The organism is Colwellia sp. MB02u-10 (assembly GCF_014077185.1).
Lineage (GTDB): Bacteria > Pseudomonadota > Gammaproteobacteria > Enterobacterales > Alteromonadaceae > Cognaticolwellia.
The window spans coordinates 130,620-150,707 of the sequence record NZ_JACGVK010000132.1 but is presented as its reverse complement, the minus strand read 5'-3'; the positions used below and the strand labels follow the sequence as shown (position 1 = coordinate 150,707).

The following is a 20,088-nucleotide window of genomic DNA, read 5'->3' as shown; positions in this document are numbered from 1 at the left end:
AATAAATGTTGAAAGGTTTTATTCAAAAAGATGATAATAAATCATTAAACTGGAAAGAAAGCTGTGCACCAGAGGTGGATTTGATTCCGTTAGCCGGATCTCAAATTTTATCACCTCTCCAGCTGTTATTGCATATTATTAAAAATAAAAAAACACCTGATTTTTTTGTTTTTAGATATCTAAACGATTACCCATCAGCCTTACGAACTATATTAAGGTTGATAAGCGAAATCAGCGTAATTGTGCTTTGTTTTATTTTCAGAATAAGAGTGTTCTGGGTATGCCATAATGTTGATAAAGAAAGTATTGTAAATTTTAAGTTCATAACAAGAATACGACGGTGGATGGTAATCAAAGCAAGTGATAATATTTTTGTTACCAGCCAGTTATTGCTTCCTTTTGCTAAGCGAATATTAGGCACAACTAAGGTGTGTGGTATATCGTTTGGGCAAGTAAACATAGAACAAGAAATGGACTTAGAGGCAAAAAATACACTTTTAAAGCATCAGCTGTTTAACCAGGAGGGGGTTGTAAAGATAATTATTACGGGCTCACCTGCGGAAAAATCGTTACACTTTGACTATGTTATTAAACTGATTGAAGCTTTCGAGGGGATAGGCAAATTAGTAGTTATTGTAGTGGCAGGAGAATTTGATAATTCATTGCGATCTATAAAGCTGTTAGATAGTTACAGAGAAAATAAAGCAATAATACTGTTCGAGAGATACACATGCTTTTCCTTTGAATTTATAAAGAATAACTTTGATTTTTATTTTCGGGTTTATTCCGATTACTCTGTTCCTTACACTGTGTATGAGTCTAGTAGTTTAAGGATTCCTGTTCTGACTATGAACAAAGGTTTTTTACCCACTTTAATTAATCAATATAACTTAGGGTATGTTTTAAATAAAGAGTTCACTAACCTAGCTTGTGCGATTGAATGTTGTAAAGCTATAGATGAAAAGCAATACCAATCATTTCTCTACGACCACCATTGGGGTACTTTAGGAAATCAATTGATTAGGAATTGTAAGTGATTGCATTAAATTTTAATCTGAGAAAAAAGGTTGAATTCTTTCTGTATTTTAACTTGGTTTTTTTGTATGTTTTTTCCCCTTACTTAATTCTTTCAGGAATTGTAATAAATATACCGTTTTTGATCATATTTTTTCTTTGTTTTAAAAATTTATGCCGCTTTAAGAATAATTATTTCAATTTTGACGAAATAGGTCTTCTTTTAGTATATTTAATACCCTTCATGTACTTTATAACCATTGGTATATTTTTTCAAAACTTTGACTTTGTGGTTTTAATTGAGTTTGTGTTGGCTGTTTTATCTTTTTTTGCAGTTAGAGAGCTTGTTTTTATTTTCAAGGAGAGGTTTGGCAATAATTGCAAGTTATTTTTAATGGTACTATTTCTGGTTGGCGTATTTCACGCTCTAATAATGCTTAGTACTTTTTTTTCAGAAGTTGTGAGAAATATCGTTTATAGCTTTGTTTACATTAACGAAGTAGGAGTAGAGTTTTTAGAGCTGAACTATCGTTCGCCGGGGCTAACTACGGCTGGCGGTGATGGCTTATCGTTTATTCAAGCAAGTGCTTTCGTTATAGGTGTGTATTTATTCCTGCATCAGTCGAAAACTATGACTATTTCCTCATACTTGTTATACATTATTTCATTTGGAGTTCTAGTGTTATCAGTTATGTTATCAGGTAGAACTGGCTTCATAATAATAATTATAGGGTTAATGCTAGTACTTATTTATTCTGGTAATCGAATACATATTATAAATAAAAAATTTACATTAAGAGCTCTAAGCTTGTTAGTATTTGCTATTTTTTTTCTTGTACTTACCTTTTTTATATTAAGCCAAAGTGAATACTCTAAACTCTTTTTTAGAGTATTTGAAATCATACTTAATTTTAGCTCATCTGGAACATTATCATCTACTTCTACTACAGATCTTAGCAGCATGTTTTTTTTACCCGAACTTGAATCGCATTTACTATTTGGAAACGGTAATTATGGCAGAGACCCAGGGTTACCATTTTTGAGTTCTGATATTGGTTATGTCAGGGTTATATTCGGTGGGGGCTTAGTGGGGGGATTTTTAGCGTTCTCTTTGCTGTGCTTTTATTGCTTATATAGCTTTATAAAAAGTTCTGTACATGCAGAAAAATTTGCAACATTGTTTTTATGCTTATCAATCATAGTTATGAATATTAAAGTATTGCATTACTTTCCTTCTTCATTAGGAATAAAATTTTTATTCTTAATTGCTCTATTCATTAATACAAAAGTTAAGGTGAAATATGTATAATAAATTACTATATATTATGCACAAAGCTCTAAAGAAAATTAGGTTATCAGCAATAAAAAACAGTAAAGTTCATTGGACATCAAAGGTAGAATCTGGGACTTCTTTTATTAATAGTGTCATGGGAAAACATTCATTTTGTGGATATAATTGTGAAATAACTAACGCTGATATTGGATCATTTTGTTCTATTGCAAATGGAGTTGTAATCGGTGGTGGGATGCACCCTACTGATTGGCTATCGACTTCCCCTGTTTTTTATTCAGGAAGAGATAGTGTAAAAGCCAAGTTCTCTTCACATGAACGGGTAACACCTAAAAAAGTTTCTATTGGCCATGATGTATGGATCGGTCAAAATGCACTAATTAAGCAAGGTGTTAATATTGGAACGGGAGCAGTTGTTGGAATGGGGAGTGTAGTCACAAAAGATGTCCCTGCTTACTCAATAGTTGCAGGCTGCCCAGCAAAAATTATTAAATCAAGATTTGACGCTGAGCTTAAAACTCTATTATTAAAGAGTGAATGGTGGGATATTGATGAATCTGAACTACAAAATTCAAGTCATTTAGTTAAAAAACCAATTTTATTTTTAGAGTCGTTAAAAAAATGAGAATTATGCATTGTTGCTTAGCTGCATTTTATATTGATAATTATGGGTACCAAGAGAATATATTACCAAAAGCCCATAAAAATCAAGGTCATGATGTTTTTATTGTTGCTTCTACAGAGAATTACCTCGCTGATAAAACTCTTGGTTACTCAAAAGCTGAAAGTTACATAAACGAACATGGTATCCCTGTTTGTCGTTTACCCTATGCCAGTTGGATACCTAAGGTCATAGTACGTAAGTTACGTCTTTATCGCGGGCTTAAAGTAAAACTTGAAGAATTTAAGCCCGATGTTATCTTTCTTCATGATATTCAATTTTTGGATGTTTTAACTATCATCGATTTTGTTAAAAAACATCCCAATACCAAAATATTTTCAGATTGCCATACAGATTTTATAAATAGTGGTAAGAACTGGGTTTCAAAAAATATCTTACACAAAGTAATTTATAAATGGTGTGCAAAAAGAATTGAACCTTATGTTGAAATGTTTTTTGGTGTAACTCCTTTGAGATCTAAGTTTTTAGAGGATGTATATGGAATTGATAAGAAAAAGATTGATTTACTTGTTATGGGCTATGATGACACAAAGCCTTTGAAAGCCAGTCAAACAGAAATAAGAAATAATATTCGCACTAAACTGGGCATTGCTGATAATGACTTCTTAATCGTGACTGGTGGTAAAATTGATGAGCGAAAGAAAATACACAACCTAATTGAAGCCTTTTGTGAGCTTCAATTAAAAAACACAAAACTATTAGTGTTTGGCACTCCTACACCAGATATGAAAATCTTAATTGAAGACTTAAGTAAAAAAACAAATGTTGTATTTGTTGGTTGGTCATCTCAACAAGATATATGCAATTATCTTCTTTCGTCTGATGTTGCTTTTTTTCCAGGGACCCATTCTGTTTTATGGGAACAAACAGTGGGTTTAGGGGTTCCCTCTGTCTTTAAAAAATGGGATGGAATGACGCATGTGGATGTAGGTGGAAACTGTATCCTATTAGATAAAGGGGATAATGAAGAAATTAAGGCAACTCTCATGTCTTTAGTATCAAATAAAGAATTATTAAATAGGATGTTAGCTGTTGCTACTACAAAAGGAAAATTAGTTTTTTCTTATAATGAGATTGCTAAAAAAGCCATAGGTCTAAATTAATCAATGAATAGGCGCAAGATATTATTTGGACTTGCGCTTAATAATTAAGAGTATTTTTTATGAATATCAAACAACAAACAGTCTGTAAAAATTGTGTTATGGATACCACAGACAGTAAAATAACTTTTGATGAAAATGGAGTTTGTGACCACTGTAATACATTCTATAAAGATATAGAGCCTGAATGGAACCCTAATGATAAAGGTTGGGCTGAGATATCAAAAATTGCAGATGACATAAAGAAAGAAGGCGAAGGTAAAGACTTTGATTGCATTATTGGTATGAGTGGTGGTATCGACAGTTCATATTTAGTTTATCTTGCAAAAGAGAAGCTAGGTTTAAGACCTTTAGTCTTTCATGTCGATGCTGGTTGGAACTCTCAACAAGCTGTGCATAATATCGAACAAATAGTAGATCGTCTCGAGCTTGATCTTTATACAGAGGTCATTGATTGGGAAGAAATGAAAGACTTGCAGTTGTCATTTTTTAAGGCTGGAGTGTCACATACAGATACCCCACAAGATCATTCTTTTTTCGCAACCATGTATAAATTTGCAGCTAAACATAAAATTAAGCATATCTTAACGGGTGGTAATTATTCAACTGAGTGTATTAGGAATCCACTTGAGTGGATGTATTTTCAATCCGATGCACGTCAAATTAAAGATATACAGAAAAAATTTGGTACAAAAAAGCTGAATAATTTTCCTTTAACCAATATTCTTTGGCATAAAATTTATTTACCTTATATTAAAGGCATTAAGCTTTATAGACCCTTGGATTTTATGCCGTATGACAAAGAAGAAGCGACTCAATTTTTAGTAGATAATCTCGGCTATCAAAGATATGCGCAAAAGCATTTTGAATCGCGCTTTACTCGGTTCTATGAGGCTTATTGGTTATATAAAAAATTCGGCTATGATACTCGCAAAGTACAATACTCTAGTTTAATTGTAACTGGGCAAATGAAGCGTGAAGAAGCCTTAGAAAAACTGAAAAGCCCGGCATATGATCCCGAAACAATTGATGATGACTTTAATTATATCGCGAACAAATTAGGTATAACATCAGCTGAATTAAAAGGGTATTTAGATGCGCCGAATAAAACCTATAAAGATTATAAAAACCAGCAGTCTATCTATGACTGGGGCGCTAAGATCATGCGTAAGCTTGGCTTAGAAAAAGGTGGTAAACGATGATCGCTATTGTTGATTATGGCTCAGGTAATATACAGGCGATAAAAAACATTTATGATAAATTAAAAGTAGAGTCTTTTTTTGCTAAGTACCCTGAAGATTTACTTAAAGCAGATAAGATAATACTGCCAGGTGTCGGTGCATTTGATGAAGCAATGACTCAATTGAATGAGTCTGGAATGCGCAGTGAACTAGATCGCTTGGTTTTAAAAAACAATATACCGGTTTTTGGCGTTTGTGTCGGAATGCAGATAATGTCAGCAAGCAGTGATGAAGGTGAATTGGCAGGGTTAGGTTGGTTCGATGCCACAGTTAAAAAATTTGATGAACATGATATTAAACTTAAGCCAAAATTGCCTCATATGGGGTGGAATGAAATTGAAACACAGCGTTCACACTCAATTTTGAGTAATATAGATAATGATAAAGGGTTTTACTTTTTACACTCTTATTATTTTGATTGTAATGTAGCTGACGATATTCTAATAAAGGCAACTTACGGTAAAGAATTTACTTGTGCGGTAAGTAAAGGAAATATATTTGGCTTCCAATTTCATCCTGAAAAAAGTCATTCTAATGGTATAAACCTTTTTAGAAATTTTGCGGAATTAGTATAATGTTAAGATCCCGAGTATCTCCTTGTTTATTAGTTCATAACAAAGGCTTAGTTAAAACGGTTAAGTTTAAAGAGCCTAAATACGTAGGTGATCCAATTAATGCTGTCAAAATCTTTAATGAAAAGGAAGTTGATGAATTAATTGTCTTAGATATCGATGCAAGTATAACTGGCTCTGAGCCAGATTATAAAATGATCGAAAACTTGGCAAACGAAAGCAGGATGCCTTTATGTTATGGTGGGGGAATCACTACAGCAGAGCAAGCTAAAAAAATTATAAAGCTTGGTGTTGAAAAGGTTGCAGTGTCGAGTTCAGCATTAACTAATTCAAAACTCCTGATAGAGATGGCTGAAATTATTGGAAGGCAAAGTGTTGTTGTTGTGCTGGATGTAAAGAAAAGCATGTTTGGAAGTTATGAGGTTTATACCCATAACGGTAAGAAGAAGGTTAAGAAAAAACTAGATATTATTATTCAAGAACTAGAAGAGGTCGGCATTGGTGAACTAGTGATTAACTCTATAGATAATGATGGCGTTATGAAAGGCTATGATATGAATCTGGCCGAAAAGGTTCGTCATTTATCGAATGTCCCATTAACGATACTAGGAGGAGCTGGTAGCTCGGATGATATATTGAAACTAGTTGAAAAATTCAAAGTTATTGGGGCTTCTGCAGGGAGCCTTTTCGTATTCAAAGGACGATATAAAGCAGTGTTAATTAATTACTTACCTCAAACCATTCTTCAAAAAATTAGAGAAATAGCAAAAATTTAAATTGGACTTAAAATAATGAAACAAATTCTTCAAGACATGGCTAAAGGTGGCTCAAGTATTGTTGAGGCTCCTTCTCCTCAAGCCTCGAAAGGTCATTTAGTTATTAATACAACTACAACACTTATTTCTGCTGGTACAGAGCGAATGTTAGTTGACTTCGGTAAAGCAAATTTTATTGATAAAGCGCGTCAACAACCTGATAAGGTGAAAATGGTACTTGAAAAAGTACAAACAGATGGTTTGATGACAACGATTGATACCGTTAAGAGTAAGTTAGCACAGCCTTTACCATTAGGTTACTGTAATGTTGGAATTATTGAGTCTTTAGGGAAAAACACCAATGATTTTAAAATTGGTGACCGCGTCGTTTCAAATGGACCACATGCTGATGTCGTGCGTGTGGCTAAAAATTTATGTGCAAAAATTCCAGAGAACGTCTCCGATGAAGAGGCTGCTTTTACCGTTGTTGCAAGTATTGGTTTGCAAGGTATACGACTTGCTAAGCCAACGATGGGTGAATGCTTTGTTGTGACGGGTGTAGGATTGATTGGTCTATTAACGGTACAAATGCTACGAGCACAAGGCTGTAGAGTATTGGCCATTGATTTTGACCAATCTAAACTAGACATGGCTAAAACATTTGGTGCTGAAACCTGTAACCCTGGGGAAGGTGAAGACCCTGTATCTGTTGGTATGGCGTTTAGCCGTGGTGTGGGAGTTGATGGTGTTATTATCACAGCTTCTACTAAATCGAATGACCCGGTTACACAGGCTGCACGTATGAGTCGTAAACGTGGCCGAATTATTTTGGTTGGTGTGGTCGGCTTAGAATTAAGCCGCGCTGACTTTTATGAAAAAGAATTAACTTTTCAGGTTTCATGTTCTTATGGCCCAGGCCGTTATGATACTAGTTACGAAGAGCAAGGTAATGATTACCCTCTTGCTTTTGTTCGCTGGACGGAACAACGGAACTTTGAAGCGATTCTAGATATGATGTCAGGTGGTCAGCTTGATGTTAAGCCGCTTATTACTCATAGATTTGAATTTGAAAAAGCTGCAGACGCTTATGAGTTACTCACAACTGACAAAACTGCATTAGGTATATTATTGCAGTTTACCTCCGAGCCACAAACACGCCATTTAAGTGTAGTGAAATTAAACAAAGCACCCAGTTATAGCAAATCTGAGCCAGTTGTTGGTTTTGTTGGGGCTGGTAATTATGCTTCACGTGTATTAATCCCCGCTTTTAAAAATGCGGGAGCACAACTGCATAGTATCGCGACCTCTGGTGGCGTGAATGGTGTAATTCATGGTGATAAGTCAGGCTTTGCCGAAGCCACTACAGACACACTAGCAATGATTAATGACGATAAAGTTAATACTATTGCTATTGTGACGCGACATAATAGCCATAGCTACTTTGTTAATGAAGCATTGAAAGCGAATAAAAATGTTTTTGTTGAAAAACCTCTCGCTATTAGTTTAGAAGAGCTATCTGAGGTTAAGTCTACTTATGAAAAAGCTCAGGAATCGACCAATCCACCAAAGTTAATGCTTGGTTTTAATCGTCGTTTTTCCCCTCAAATACAAAAAATGAAAGCGTTATTAACGCCTATAAAAGAGCCGAAATCTTTTGTTATGACAATGAACGCAGGAAATATACCTAGTGATCATTGGACTCAAGACAATGAAGTTGGGGGCGGTCGTATTATTGGTGAAGCTTGCCATTTTATTGATTTGATGCGTTATTTGGCAGGTAGTGAAATTATATCAGTACAAGCAAGAAGAATGGGCGATACTGATGCTGTTGAGGTAACAGAGGATAAAGCTGCCATTATTTTAGGTTTTGAAGATGGGTCTTTCGGAACCATTCATTATTTTGCAAATGGCGCTGCAAGCTTTCCAAAAGAGCGCGTAGAGGTTTTTGCCGCGGGTAAAATTCTGCAATTAGATAACTTTGTAAAATTAAAAGGCTTTGGTTGGAAAGGGTTTAAGAAAATGAACCTTTGGAAGCAAGACAAGGGTCAAACCCTTTGTTCGAAGCTTTTTTTAGACTCAATAAAAAATGGTACTCCAGCACCTATTTCCGCAGAAGAAATTTTTGAAGTCGCTAAAGTTTCAATTGAGATTGCAGAGCAACTTAGAAAACAATGATAGCTAAAGTAAGAAAAACACTTCAAATATTTCATACCTTGAAATATTTGAAGTTTGAACAGTTTTGGTTTCGTTTTTTATACCGTTTTAAAAAGCCTAATGCACCATTAGTTATCGTGCCACTTTCAAAACTCATATGGAATTGGAATGGCCCTGCTATTTATAATCAAAGCATTTTAGATGATCGCAGTGTTAGGTTCTTATCTCTTGATGGAACAGTAACTTCTATATTAAGTTGGAATGACCCCGCGAAAGAAAAGCTCTGGTTATATAACCTTCACTATTTTGATGACTTAAACTCAAGTGATTACGTTAAGCGTGAACACATTCATTACAACTTTATTAATAAGTGGATAGTAGAAAATCCTGCTTGTTCTGGTAATGGATGGGAGCCGTACCCGCTTTCCTTAAGGTTGGTAAATTGGGTTAAATGGTTTAGTAAGCAAGATAATGTTGACCAGAAACATCTCTCCAGTATGTTACAACAAGCAAATGCTCTATCGCAGCAGCTTGAATATCATATATTAGGCAATCATCTTTTTGCTAATGCTAAAGCGTTAACTTTTGTTAGTTGTTATATTCCCAATGGAGATGCTGAACAATACCTAGATTTAGGTTTGAAGCTTCTTGATAGAGAAATACCTGAGCAGTTTTTAGAAGACGGTGCACATTTTGAACTCTCGCCAATGTACCATGAAATATTATTATGGGATTTACTTGAGTTAATCGACTTGGCTAATACAAGTCAAAATGAAAAGCTCATGCAGCGATTACCATACTGGCAGAAAGTAGCGACTAAAGCACTAGACTGGTTAAAAAGCATGATCCACCCTGATGGCGAAGTGAGTTTTTTTAACGACTCAGCCATAGGTATTGCTGCTAAGCCTCAACAAATTTTTGATTATGCTAAATCCATTGGTTTAAACGTTGTTGATATTTTACCTAAGGTGATCACAAATAAGCAAAGTGGTTATAGTAGAGTATCTTCACCTCTTTATACTTTGATAATTGATCATGCAAATGTAGGCCCTGATTATTTGCCGGGTCATGCACATGCTGATACGTTAAGTTTTGAATTATCGGTTGGAAATGAACGTGTATTTGTTAACTCAGGAACCTCTTTATATGGTGTGAGTAAAGAGCGATTGAGGCAGCGTAAAACAGCAGCTCATAATACTGTTGCTGTAGATGATGAAGACTCTTCAGAAGTATGGTCAGGCTTTAGAGTTGCCCGTCGAGCTTATGCAAAGTTATTAAACGTTAGTCAAAGTGCTAACGAGGTGTGCTTGCAAGCTCAACATGACGGTTATAAACGTTTAAAAGGTAAAGTTACTCACTCACGAAGTTTTACTGCAAATAATAATGAGATCCAGGTTAAAGATGAGTTAACTGGTCAATTTAATCAGGCTGATGCTTTTTTTCATATTCATCCAAGTATTGAAGTTGAAAGAGTTTCTGATCATGTAGTGAGTTTAATAACTAAAAACAAAGTTGAGTTAACTATTCACAGTACAAGCAGTATTCAAATATCAGATGGTACATATCACCCTGAGTTTGGTGTCAGCATTAATAATAAACAATTTAAAATGGATTTAGTTGATAGCCAATTAAATACTGTTATTCGTATAATAGAGGATTGATTTTGCGTATTTTGGTTTTGTCTTTTTATTACCAACCTGATTTATGTGCAGGTTCGTTTAGAGCTACTTCTTTAATTGAACAGTTAAAACAATATGATGATGTAGAAATTGAAATAGTAACAACGATGCCAAATCGTTATGCTTCTTTTTCTGCTTCAGCAAATAGTTTTGAGCAGGTAGGTAATGTCACGCTTAATCGAATTGACTTACCCTCTCATAACAGTGGCATGTTAGATCAAATAAAGTCATTTACACGATTTTATATTGAAGCAGTAAAACTAACCAAGGATAAAGAATATGATTTGGTTTTTGCTACAAGTTCGCGATTATTTACTGCATTTTTAGGGGCGTGTGTAGCTAAAAAGAAGAAATTACCGTTGTATTTAGATATTCGTGATATTTTTGTTGATACTATAAAAGATGTTATTAGTCCAAAAATAAACTTTTTTGCAAAACCTATTTTGTCATTGATTGAAAGTTATACTTTTAAATCTGCAAAGCATATAAACCTAGTTTCTAAGGGGTTTGAAAATTACTTTATTCATCGATTTAAGCAAGCTGAATTTAGTTACTTTACTAATGGTATCGATGATGAGTTTTTAGGTTTAGCTGCAAATGTTGAAGGATCTTCAGAACAACAAATAATTCTCTATGCAGGGAATATTGGTGAAGGGCAAGGTTTACATACAATACTACCTGAATTAGCTAAAAACCTAGACGAAACATTTAAAATTGATGTGATAGGTGACGGCGGGAGAAAACCTATTTTAGAAAGTACTTTGCTTGGTATTGAAAATGTTAGTTTACATCCTCCTATGCAGAGAAAGGAGTTGTCAGATCAATATATGAATGCTGATGTGTTATTTTTACACTTAAATGATTATCCTGCTTTTGAAAAGGTACTGCCGTCAAAGATCTTCGAGTATGCAGCAACAGGTAAGCCCATATTAGCTGGTGTAAGTGGTTATGCTGCTGAATTTATCACCAAGGAAGTATCTAATGCTGAAGTGTTTTACCCAGGAGATGGTAAAGGTGCATTATCTGCACTTAGTAAACTAAAGTTTGGGCACTCAGATAGAAGTGATTTTATAAATAACTATACACGTACAAATATAATGAAAAAAATGGCTCAATCTATTATTAATTTAAGAAGTACTAATAATGCATAAGATATTACTGACAGGATATTCTGGTTTTATTGGATCACATTTGTTGAACACTATTAATTCAGCTTATGCAGTATCTTTATTAGGACGAACTCCTCCTAAAAATATGGATTTTTATTTTAATCAATCTCAACTAGATGATCACTCAGATTTTAGTAAACCGCTTGCTGATATAAATACTGTTATTCATTGCGCTGCTAGAGCGCATATAATGAATGATAATTCACAAGATCCTTTAACTGAATTTAGAAAGATCAATACGCATGGTACAATGAATTTAGCTACGCAAGCAGCTTCAACTGGCGTAAAGCGTTTTATATTCATTAGCTCGATTAAGGTCAATGGAGAGTTTACTGAAGCTGGCTTAGCATTTAAGGAAGATGATATTTTTATACCAACTGACCCTTATGGGTTAAGTAAATACGAAGCAGAGGTCGGTTTACGGAGAATAGCCGATGAAACTGGGATGGAAGTGGTAATCATCCGTCCTGTCTTAGTTTATGGTCCTGGGGTAAAAGCGAATTTTTCTTCTATGATGAAGTGGGTAAAAAAAGGGTTACCATTGCCCTTAGGTGGAATTAAACAGAACAAGCGTAGCTTAGTGTCGATAGATAACCTAGTCGATTTTATTGTTACTTGTATTGAGCACCCTAGCGCAGCTAACCAAACTTTTTTAGTTTCTGATAATGAAGACGTTTCCACTACTGGTTTACTAAAAAGCATGGCAACAGCACTAAATGTACCTAATCGATTAATACCTATTCCTGCTTCATGGTTTAATTTTTCGGCCCAACTAATTGGTAAGCCTGCAATAGCTCAACGCCTATGTGGTTCTTTACAAGTTGATATATCTAAAGCAAAAGAGCTGTTAAACTGGACTCCTCCATATAGCAATGCTGAATGTATGATAAAAACAGCGGATTTTTTTCTAGAAAACCTCAACAAAAGAAATGATTATGAATAATTTATTAATTCGCACACTCGATTTTTTAATAGCTTTTTTCGGTCTAATTGTTACCTTTCCTATTATATCAATAGTTACAATTATCGGTTTTTTTGATACAGGATCTCCAATATTTATTCAGAAACGCGTTGGTAAAAACAAGAAACCATTTAATCTTATTAAGTTTCGTACTATGTCCGTTGATACAAAGTCAGTAGCGAGTCATTTAGCTAGCACTGCTTCAATCACTAAACTTGGTGCCTTTTTACGTAAAACTAAAATCGACGAATTACCACAATTGATAAACGTGCTAAAAGGTGAAATGAGTTTTGTTGGGCCTCGACCAAACCTTTTTAATCAAGAAGAGTTGATTCAAAAAAGAGATAGCTTAGGTGTTTATAATGTTCTTCCTGGCATTACGGGATTAGCGCAAGTAAATAATATTGATATGTCTACCCCCCAATTACTGGCAGAAACAGATAAAAAGATGATTACCACACTTACAGCCATAGATTATTTCAAATATATTATTATGACGGCGACAGGAAGTGGGAAAGGCGATGCGGTTAAAACTAAGTAATATTGTTATTAGTTAATCTTAATTGTTTTATTTGGTGTTTTTTCAAAATTGTCGATAAACGATAAACGATAAACGATAAAAACTAAGTTTGTGAGTGAAAAATTAGTTTGGTCAGCTTATAGGGGGTGGTACTTAGCTGTGCTCAATATTCCATGGTAACCATCGTTCAAGGTTGTCTGGTTGCTTGGTATGCTGCAAGCATTTTGAGATGTAGTCATACACAACAAGGCTATTAGCCTTAGCTGTTTCAACAAAAATACAGAGAATAGCACTCGGATGAGCGCCATTGCAGGGCGTGGCGCAATAAATACCTTGTTTGCCAATAGTTCCGCATATTAGCCATATTTCAATTTCAGTTATATATCTACTCTGCTAAGCCAATAAAAGCAGGTGAAAATAAAATTCAAAGCAAAAATGCATCTAAGAATTTAGATTCGTGTATAATACTTATTTATCTGCCTATATCTGCTTTCTATAATAAGCCATGAAGTAGTTAAAATTTCCCTATAGAATTAGGATTAAATAACGTATATGAACGCATCTTCTTCTCCAATAGATTTTTTGTTTAAAGCCCCTCGTTTAGTAAAACGTTTAATTAGCATATTAGCAGATTTAATTTTCGTTGGAACTGCCTTTTGGGCTGCAATGATAGTAAGATTAGATTCCTTTGCCATTTTTAGTAATTCACAATATTGGTTGTTACTTTCTTGTTTGATACCTATAAGTCTTTTAATTAATATAAAGCTTGGCTTGTATCGTGCTGTAATTCGTTTTATTAGTAGTAGAGTTGCTTCATCAATCGGAATAGCGGTTGTATTATCTACAATTAGTTTAATATTATTATCCGTTTATTTATCTGTCGACTTACCTCGTACGGTACCTGTTGTTTTCGCCGCCTTTTTGATAATATTAGTCGGTGGCAGTCGATTGTTCGTTAGATCTTTATTATCCAAAAAAAGCAAATTCAAAGAACCCGTTATTATTTATGGTGCAGGGTCTTCTGGGCGACAGCTCGCGTATTCATTGGTTCAAGGTAACGAATATTTTCCTGTTGCCTTTATTGACGACGATAGGCGTATTCAAAAAAGTACTATTCAAGGGCTCACTGTTTTTAATCGTAGCGATATAAATAACTTAATTAGTAAATATGCGGTTAAACGTATTTTATTAGCAATGCCTAGAGAAAATAAAAAGCGTATTGCTAGAGTATTAGATAAATTAGAGACTTTACCTGTTGAAATTTTATCTATTCCGGGCTCCGCTGATTTAGTGAGTGGTAATGCCAAAATTGATGAGTTACATGAAGTATCAATAGATGACTTACTTGGCCGAGATCCAGTTCAACCTAATAAAGATTTATTACAAGCTGACATACGAAATAAAGTTATTATGATAACAGGTGCAGGGGGTTCTATTGGCTCTGAACTTTGTCGTCAAATTTTAAATCAACGTCCTAAAAAAATAGTGTTGATGGAATTGTCAGAATTTGCTTTATATAAAATTAATGGTGAATTACAGAGACTGGCTGACAACTTGGATTATGATCTAACGATTGTGCCTTTATTGGGTTCTGTACAAAACAAAAATAGATTGTTAATTGTTATGCGCACCTTTGGTGTGCAAACTATTTATCATGCTGCAGCCTATAAACACGTTCCAGTAGTAGAGCATAATGTTATAGAAGGTGTACGGAATAATATTTTTGGCACCTTGTTTGTAGCAGAGGCCGCAATTGAAGCACAAGTAGAAACGTTTGTTTTAATATCTACTGATAAAGCTGTCCGTCCAACTAACGTGATGGGCACAACTAAGCGCATGGCAGAATTAGTTTTACAGGCATTAGCAGATGAAACGGCTAAAGCTAAAGGAAAAACTCGTTTTTGTATGGTTCGTTTCGGTAATGTATTAGGCTCTTCAGGCTCAGTTGTTCCCTTGTTTAGAGAACAAATTAAAATGGGTGGACCTATTACAGTAACTCACCCAGAAATAATTCGATATTTTATGAGCATTCCTGAAGCCTCTCAATTGGTAATTCAAGCGGGAGCAATGGGAAAAGGTGGCGATGTATTCGTTTTGGATATGGGTGATCCTGTAAATATTTCAGACTTAGCAGCGAAGATGATCCGATTGTCTGGATTAACTGTTTTAGACAAGCTTAACCCTGATGGCGATATTGCTATTGAATACACTGGCTTGCGCCAAGGTGAAAAGTTATTTGAAGAATTATTAATTGGTGACGACATAACCCAAACAGACCATCGTCGCATTATGTCAGCTCATGAGCTTTCGATACCTTGGCCTGAGCTTGAAAAAATATTAGTTAAACTTGATGAAGCTTGTCATGAGTTTGCTCATGAAGATATAAGAAGGTTATTGCTGCAAGCACCCACTGGTTTTGTTCCTAAAGATGGAATTTGTGATTTGGTTTGGAATGCTAAAGAGAAAAACGTTTGATGCTACTCAATTTAGTCATTAAGAGACACCTTAAGGTGTTTGACTTATATCTCCGTAAAATACGTGGACTTCCCCTCTAAATATAAATTTATCGGTAAGTACATACTCGTCCCTATCGATCTGTACTTATCAATTTTCTTTGTGAAATCCTTCCTTATTCTATATAAAACATGACATGTCATGATTAAATATTTAAACTACAGGTATTGATATATATAGTTTAAATACATTAAGGATGAAAATGTCGAACAAAATAAAAAAAGCCGTTATACCTGTAGCCGGTTTAGGTACACGGATGTTGCCAGCCACAAAAGCTATTCCAAAAGAAATGCTACCCATTGTTGATAAACCACTTATTCAATACATAGTAAATGAATGTATTGCGGCTGGTATTAAAGAAATTGTTTTAGTAACGCACTCTTCTAAAAACGCCATTGAAAACCATTTTGATAAATCATTTGAGCTTGAAACTACCTTAGAAAAACGGGTTAAGCGTCAGTTACTTGATGAAATTCAAGCGATTTGCCCGAAAGACGTCACCATTTTGCATGTGCGCCAAGGCGAAGCCAAAGGCTTAGGTCATGCGGTATTAAAAGCTCGCCCTATTATCGGCAACGAGCCATTTGTTGTTGTGCTACCTGATGTTATTTTAGATGATGCTACAGCAGATTTGAAAACTGAAAATTTAGCTGCCATGTTAACCCGTTATAACGAAGTTGGTGGCTACAGCCAGATTATGGTTGAGCCTGTGCCTATGGAACAAGTTAGTAGTTATGGAGTGGTTGATTGTGGCGGTGTTGAGCTTGCCCCTGGCGAGTCAAAAACTATGACGGCTATTGTTGAAAAACCAACGATGGAAGACGCGCCGTCAAACTTAGCAGTGGTTGGTCGTTATGTGTTGTCTGAAAAAATTTGGGATTTATTGAAAATTACCCCTCCGGGTGCGGGTGATGAAATTCAATTAACCGATGCTATTGCGATGTTAATGGAAAAAGAAACCGTTGAAGCCTTTCATATGACGGGTAAGTCTCATGATTGTGGTTCTAAGTTAGGTTATATGAAGGCCAATGTTGAATATGGTTTGCGTCATCCTGAATTGGCTGATGACTTTAGAAGTTATTTAACTGAATTGATGAATAGTTAAATTCAGCTTTCAGCTTTCAGTTTTAAGCTTTCAGTTTAAAGAAAAGACAAGAGAGAGCTGTCAGCTTTCAGTTTTCAGTTTAAAGAAAAGAAAAAAGAATAGCAGTCAGCTTAAAGCTAAGCAGGTTTACTGCATTCTTAACACTCAAAGGTTATATATGTCTTTAGATGTTCGATGGCAACAAAGGTTGAGTAATTTTAATTTAGCCCTTAATGGGTTATCTGAGGCTGTCAATTTAAATAAAGAACGCCCACTCAGTAAACTGGAAGAGCAAGGCTTAATTCAGGCCTTTGAATATAACTATGAGTTAGCCTGGAATGTTATTAAAGATTTTTATGAAGCGCAGGCGGAAGTTGGTATTCAAGGTAGCCGTGATGCTATTCGTATGGCCTTTAAACGCGGTCTAATTGATAATGGCAGTTTATGGATGGAAATGATTAAAAGTAGAGTGCTAACTTCACATACTTATAATCGTGAAACTGCTGCTAAAATATCTGCACAAATTATTAATGAGTATTACGATGCTTTTGTCTTGCTGAATACCAAATTAAATGATCTTCAAACAAAAGATCAGAGCTTACTTTAATAATGTTTGGCTTAGAACCTGATGCTATTGATGCCATTAAAGCTATATTTAGAAAATACTCAACTATTGATACGGTAATACTTTATGGCTCGAGAGCAAAGGGAAATTTTAAAATAGGGTCTGATATTGATATAACGCTTTTAGGTGAAAAATTGACTTATAAAGACCTAATTAATATTAGTATTGAGTTAGATGATTTACTCTTACCTTATGAGTTTGACTTGTCGATTTATGAAGATATAGACAGTAATAGTTTACTTGAACATATTAAGCGAGTTGGTGTAGAGTTTTATCGTAAAGCGGGAAAAGAAAAGAGATATAGCTAAGAAAAATCTGTCAGCTATCAGTTTTAAGCTTTTAGAAAAACATAGCTGTAAGCTTTTAGTTTTGAGATGTCAGATCTCAGCGGTCAGCTGTCAGCTGTCAGAGAAAAGAAAAACGTATAGCTGTTAGTCAACTTGTTGGTTGGTTTTCTTGTTTATTTATTTTTGTGGTTGTCGGACTAAAGTCCAACCTACAAAAGGTAAGCTGAAAGTTTTGTGCTGTGATCTGTCGGCTCTATGTAGGTTGGACTTTAGTCCATCGGGTTTTATGCCTCTTTGGTCAATGGCTGGCATTAGTGCTTATTCTTTGGGTTTTAGCCATCACAGTCATTGCTTGCTGGGCGGTTGACGGACTAAAGTCCGACCTACAAAAGATAAACTTCAAAATTTTATAGTGTTATTTGTCTGCTCTATGTAGGTCCTATGTAGGTTGGACTTTAGTCCATCGGGTTTTATGGCTTTTTGGCCAATGGTTGGCATTAGTGCTTATTTTTTGGGTTTTAGCTATCATAGTCATTGCTTGCTGGGCGGTTGACGGACTAAAGTCCGACCTACAAAAGATAAGTTGCAAAATTTTATGGTGTTATCTGTCGGCCCTATGTAGGTTGGACTTTAGTCCATCAGGTGCATTGGCATTTTTCTTTATTAACACTCATTTATTAAAAGTATAGGTATATGGACGTAACTAATTTATCGCAGTTTACTGAACTGGCATTAACGCGTAATATTTTTTCACTATTTTCCGACCCTGAGCGCAGTGAAAATTATACGATTTCGGCGGCGGGCTTGTTCTTAGATTATGCTAAGCAAAACATTGTTGATAGTGAGTTTACGCCATTATTTACTTTGGCTGAACAGGCTGATCTTGCGGGTAAAATAGCTGCACAGTTTTCGGGTGAAAAAATTAACACTACCGAACAGCGTGCTGTTTTGCATACGGTATTACGTGCGCCTGACTCGGTTAAGCTTGATGTGTTAGGGGCGCAAGCCGATGAGGTTATTAACACTGAAGCCAAAATGGCCGCCATTGTTGATGATGTGCATTCGGGTAAGGTGTGTTCGGTTACGGGTGAAAAGTTTACTGATATTCTCGCTATTGGCATTGGCGGCTCTTATTACGGTGTTAAGGTGGCCTTGTCGGCACTTGTGCCTTACCACCAGCCAGGTTTGAAAGCGCATGTGCTGGCGAATGTTGATGGTGATGCCGCGCAAGAAAAATTTGCTAAACTTAATGCCACAACCACGCTCGTGGTGGTAGTTTCTAAAACCTTTACTACGCAAGAAACCCTGCTGAATGCCACTATTGTTAAAGCTTGGATGCTTAATGCTTTGGCTGATCATCATTCGTCTGCAGAGGTTATTGCTCAACATTGGTATGCGGTTAGCAGTAATATTGAGGCGGCAACAGCGTTTGGACTTAATGCGGATAATATTTTGCCGATGTGGGATTGGGTGGGTGGTCGGTTTTCTTTATGGTCAGCGGTGGGTTTGCCACTGGCATTGATTATTGGTAATAGCCATTTCAACGCGTTAAAAGCCGGTGCTTATGCCATGGACGAGCATTTTAAAAGTGCACCGTTTGAGCAGAATATGCCGGTAATGATGGCTTTGCTCGGTATTTGGAATCGAAATGCTTTAGGTTACCCTAGCTTAGCTATTTTACCTTATAACCATGCGCTGAGAGCTTTGCCAGGTTATTTGCAGCAAACTGATATGGAAAGTAATGGTAAGTCGGTTTCTATTACCGGTAAAACGCTTAATTATTTAACCGCTCCCGTGGTTTTTGGTCAGGAAGGTACAAATGGCCAACATGCCTTTATGCAATTAATGCATCAAAGTGCCGATATTATTCCAACAGATTTTATTCTCTCTCTTGCCCCAACGAGCAAACATTTGGCTAATCATGACGCTTTAGTGGCTAATTGTTTCGCTCAGAGTGAAGCCTTAATGCAAGGTAAAACCTTAGCTCAAGCGAAAGCAGAAATGTTGGATGCTGGCGTTAGTGAGGCTGAAGCGAATAGGCTAGCTGCCCATAAAACTATGAAAGGTAATACCCCAAGTAATACTATTTTAATGCAGCAGTTAGATCCCCACTCCCTTGGCGCTTTATTAGCGCTGTATGAGCATAAAATATTTGTTCAAGGCGTAATTTGGCAGATAAACTCATACGACCAATGGGGCGTTGAATTAGGTAAGCAACTTGGCAAAGAAGTATTAAACGTGATGGCGCAGCCGATGGGCGATATTGACAGTGAAAAGCTTTCTGCCTCGTCACTGGCATTAATTCGTCGTTATAAGCGTAACTTAACTACTGCTATTTGAAATAACTAATCGATCATCTTAAGTTGGTTTAAATTGGCAATATCTGCTTTGCCTACAGGGATGTAGGTACTTATATTTAGTCTGGAACAATAAACCTGTG

The 20,088-nt window shown here is 35.7% G+C and carries 17 protein-coding genes; all 17 read left to right on the top strand.

All coding sequences use genetic code 11. The annotated features are described in order from the left end of the window. Nucleotides 1-5 precede the first annotated feature (5 nt). The 17 genes from H4J59_RS14105 to pgi all read left to right on the top strand — a co-directional run bounded on the left by H4J59_RS14105 (nucleotide 6) and on the right by pgi (nucleotide 19,988). Nucleotides 6-1,037: a glycosyltransferase gene (locus H4J59_RS14105; protein ID WP_182240364.1), complete on the top strand. Its 1,032-nt coding sequence runs from the start codon at nucleotides 6-8 to the stop codon at nucleotides 1,035-1,037. Continuing rightward, nucleotides 1,034-2,323, top strand: a complete 1,290-nt coding sequence (locus H4J59_RS14100) for an O-antigen polymerase (RefSeq protein WP_182240362.1) — start codon at nucleotides 1,034-1,036, stop codon at nucleotides 2,321-2,323. The genes H4J59_RS14105 and H4J59_RS14100 overlap by 4 nt, the downstream gene beginning before the upstream one ends. Further along, complete coding sequence (locus H4J59_RS14095) at nucleotides 2,316-2,930, top strand: CatB-related O-acetyltransferase (protein ID WP_182240360.1); 615 nt, start codon at nucleotides 2,316-2,318, stop codon at nucleotides 2,928-2,930. The genes H4J59_RS14100 and H4J59_RS14095 overlap by 8 nt, the downstream gene beginning before the upstream one ends. Beyond that, nucleotides 2,927-4,090 carry a glycosyltransferase family 4 protein gene (locus H4J59_RS14090; protein WP_182240358.1) on the top strand — a complete coding sequence of 388 codons (1,164 nt, stop codon included), beginning with the start codon at nucleotides 2,927-2,929 and terminating at the stop codon, nucleotides 4,088-4,090. Before H4J59_RS14095 ends, H4J59_RS14090 begins: the two co-directional genes overlap by 4 nt. Nucleotides 4,091-4,149: 59 nt before the next feature. Further along, nucleotides 4,150-5,289: an N-acetyl sugar amidotransferase gene (locus tag H4J59_RS14085; protein ID WP_182240356.1), complete on the top strand. Its 1,140-nt coding sequence runs from the start codon at nucleotides 4,150-4,152 to the stop codon at nucleotides 5,287-5,289. Then, nucleotides 5,286-5,903 (top strand): imidazole glycerol phosphate synthase subunit HisH, encoded by a 618-nt coding sequence (hisH, locus tag H4J59_RS14080; RefSeq protein ID WP_182240354.1) that lies wholly within the window; start codon nucleotides 5,286-5,288, stop codon nucleotides 5,901-5,903. Before H4J59_RS14085 ends, hisH begins: the two co-directional genes overlap by 4 nt. After that, nucleotides 5,903-6,676 carry an AglZ/HisF2 family acetamidino modification protein gene (locus H4J59_RS14075; RefSeq protein ID WP_182240352.1) on the top strand — a complete coding sequence of 258 codons (774 nt, stop codon included), beginning with the start codon at nucleotides 5,903-5,905 and terminating at the stop codon, nucleotides 6,674-6,676. Before hisH ends, H4J59_RS14075 begins: the two co-directional genes overlap by 1 nt. Before the next feature lie 15 nt (nucleotides 6,677-6,691). Beyond that, on the top strand, nucleotides 6,692-8,830 hold the full coding sequence (locus H4J59_RS14070; protein ID WP_182240350.1) for a bi-domain-containing oxidoreductase: 2,139 nt from the start codon (nucleotides 6,692-6,694) through the stop codon (nucleotides 8,828-8,830). Further along, nucleotides 8,827-10,470 (top strand): heparinase II/III family protein, encoded by a 1,644-nt coding sequence (locus H4J59_RS14065; RefSeq protein WP_182240348.1) that lies wholly within the window; start codon nucleotides 8,827-8,829, stop codon nucleotides 10,468-10,470. Before H4J59_RS14070 ends, H4J59_RS14065 begins: the two co-directional genes overlap by 4 nt. A gap of 2 nt (nucleotides 10,471-10,472) precedes the next feature. Further along, the gene (locus H4J59_RS14060) at nucleotides 10,473-11,639 is read left to right on the top strand and encodes a glycosyltransferase family 4 protein (protein ID WP_182240346.1); all 1,167 of its coding nucleotides are present in this window, start codon (nucleotides 10,473-10,475) and stop codon (nucleotides 11,637-11,639) included. After that, the gene (locus H4J59_RS14055) at nucleotides 11,632-12,600 is read left to right on the top strand and encodes an SDR family oxidoreductase (RefSeq protein WP_182240344.1); all 969 of its coding nucleotides are present in this window, start codon (nucleotides 11,632-11,634) and stop codon (nucleotides 12,598-12,600) included. The genes H4J59_RS14060 and H4J59_RS14055 overlap by 8 nt, the downstream gene beginning before the upstream one ends. Beyond that, the gene (locus H4J59_RS14050) at nucleotides 12,593-13,159 is read left to right on the top strand and encodes a sugar transferase (protein ID WP_182240342.1); all 567 of its coding nucleotides are present in this window, start codon (nucleotides 12,593-12,595) and stop codon (nucleotides 13,157-13,159) included. Before H4J59_RS14055 ends, H4J59_RS14050 begins: the two co-directional genes overlap by 8 nt. A 531-nt stretch (nucleotides 13,160-13,690) precedes the next feature. Continuing rightward, the gene (locus tag H4J59_RS14045; RefSeq protein ID WP_182240340.1) at nucleotides 13,691-15,613 is read left to right on the top strand and encodes a nucleoside-diphosphate sugar epimerase/dehydratase; all 1,923 of its coding nucleotides are present in this window, start codon (nucleotides 13,691-13,693) and stop codon (nucleotides 15,611-15,613) included. A gap of 241 nt (nucleotides 15,614-15,854) precedes the next feature. Further along, nucleotides 15,855-16,757 (top strand): UTP--glucose-1-phosphate uridylyltransferase GalU, encoded by a 903-nt coding sequence (gene galU / locus H4J59_RS14040; RefSeq protein ID WP_182240338.1) that lies wholly within the window; start codon nucleotides 15,855-15,857, stop codon nucleotides 16,755-16,757. A 157-nt stretch (nucleotides 16,758-16,914) separates the two neighbouring features. Continuing rightward, complete coding sequence (locus H4J59_RS14035) at nucleotides 16,915-17,343, top strand: nucleotidyltransferase substrate binding protein (RefSeq protein ID WP_182240336.1); 429 nt, start codon at nucleotides 16,915-16,917, stop codon at nucleotides 17,341-17,343. A gap of 2 nt (nucleotides 17,344-17,345) precedes the next feature. Then, nucleotides 17,346-17,669: a nucleotidyltransferase domain-containing protein gene (locus H4J59_RS14030; RefSeq protein WP_182240334.1), complete on the top strand. Its 324-nt coding sequence runs from the start codon at nucleotides 17,346-17,348 to the stop codon at nucleotides 17,667-17,669. A 672-nt stretch (nucleotides 17,670-18,341) separates the two neighbouring features. Further along, nucleotides 18,342-19,988: a glucose-6-phosphate isomerase gene (gene pgi / locus H4J59_RS14025; RefSeq protein ID WP_182240332.1), complete on the top strand. Its 1,647-nt coding sequence runs from the start codon at nucleotides 18,342-18,344 to the stop codon at nucleotides 19,986-19,988. Nucleotides 19,989-20,088 lie beyond the last annotated feature (100 nt).

Bases quoted from the DNA above. Each gene is read 5' to 3' on its own strand.
- H4J59_RS14095 (WP_182240360.1), top strand. From the start codon at position 2,316: ATGTATAATAAATTACTATATATTATGCACAAAGCTCTAAAGAAAATT.
- H4J59_RS14050 (WP_182240342.1), top strand. From the start codon at position 12,593: ATGAATAATTTATTAATTCGCACACTCGATTTTTTAATAGCTTTTTTC.
- H4J59_RS14065 (WP_182240348.1), top strand. From the start codon at position 8,827: ATGATAGCTAAAGTAAGAAAAACACTTCAAATATTTCATACCTTGAAA.
- galU (WP_182240338.1), top strand. From the start codon at position 15,855: ATGTCGAACAAAATAAAAAAAGCCGTTATACCTGTAGCCGGTTTAGGT.
- H4J59_RS14045 (WP_182240340.1), top strand. From the start codon at position 13,691: ATGAACGCATCTTCTTCTCCAATAGATTTTTTGTTTAAAGCCCCTCGT.
- hisH (WP_182240354.1), top strand. From the start codon at position 5,286: ATGATCGCTATTGTTGATTATGGCTCAGGTAATATACAGGCGATAAAA.
- H4J59_RS14030 (WP_182240334.1), top strand. From the start codon at position 17,346: ATGTTTGGCTTAGAACCTGATGCTATTGATGCCATTAAAGCTATATTT.
- pgi (WP_182240332.1), top strand. From the start codon at position 18,342: ATGGACGTAACTAATTTATCGCAGTTTACTGAACTGGCATTAACGCGT.
- H4J59_RS14090 (WP_182240358.1), top strand. From the start codon at position 2,927: ATGAGAATTATGCATTGTTGCTTAGCTGCATTTTATATTGATAATTAT.
- H4J59_RS14105 (WP_182240364.1), top strand. From the start codon at position 6: ATGTTGAAAGGTTTTATTCAAAAAGATGATAATAAATCATTAAACTGG.
- H4J59_RS14055 (WP_182240344.1), top strand. From the start codon at position 11,632: ATGCATAAGATATTACTGACAGGATATTCTGGTTTTATTGGATCACAT.
- H4J59_RS14070 (WP_182240350.1), top strand. From the start codon at position 6,692: ATGAAACAAATTCTTCAAGACATGGCTAAAGGTGGCTCAAGTATTGTT.
- H4J59_RS14075 (WP_182240352.1), top strand. From the start codon at position 5,903: ATGTTAAGATCCCGAGTATCTCCTTGTTTATTAGTTCATAACAAAGGC.
- H4J59_RS14085 (WP_182240356.1), top strand. From the start codon at position 4,150: ATGAATATCAAACAACAAACAGTCTGTAAAAATTGTGTTATGGATACC.
- H4J59_RS14035 (WP_182240336.1), top strand. From the start codon at position 16,915: ATGTCTTTAGATGTTCGATGGCAACAAAGGTTGAGTAATTTTAATTTA.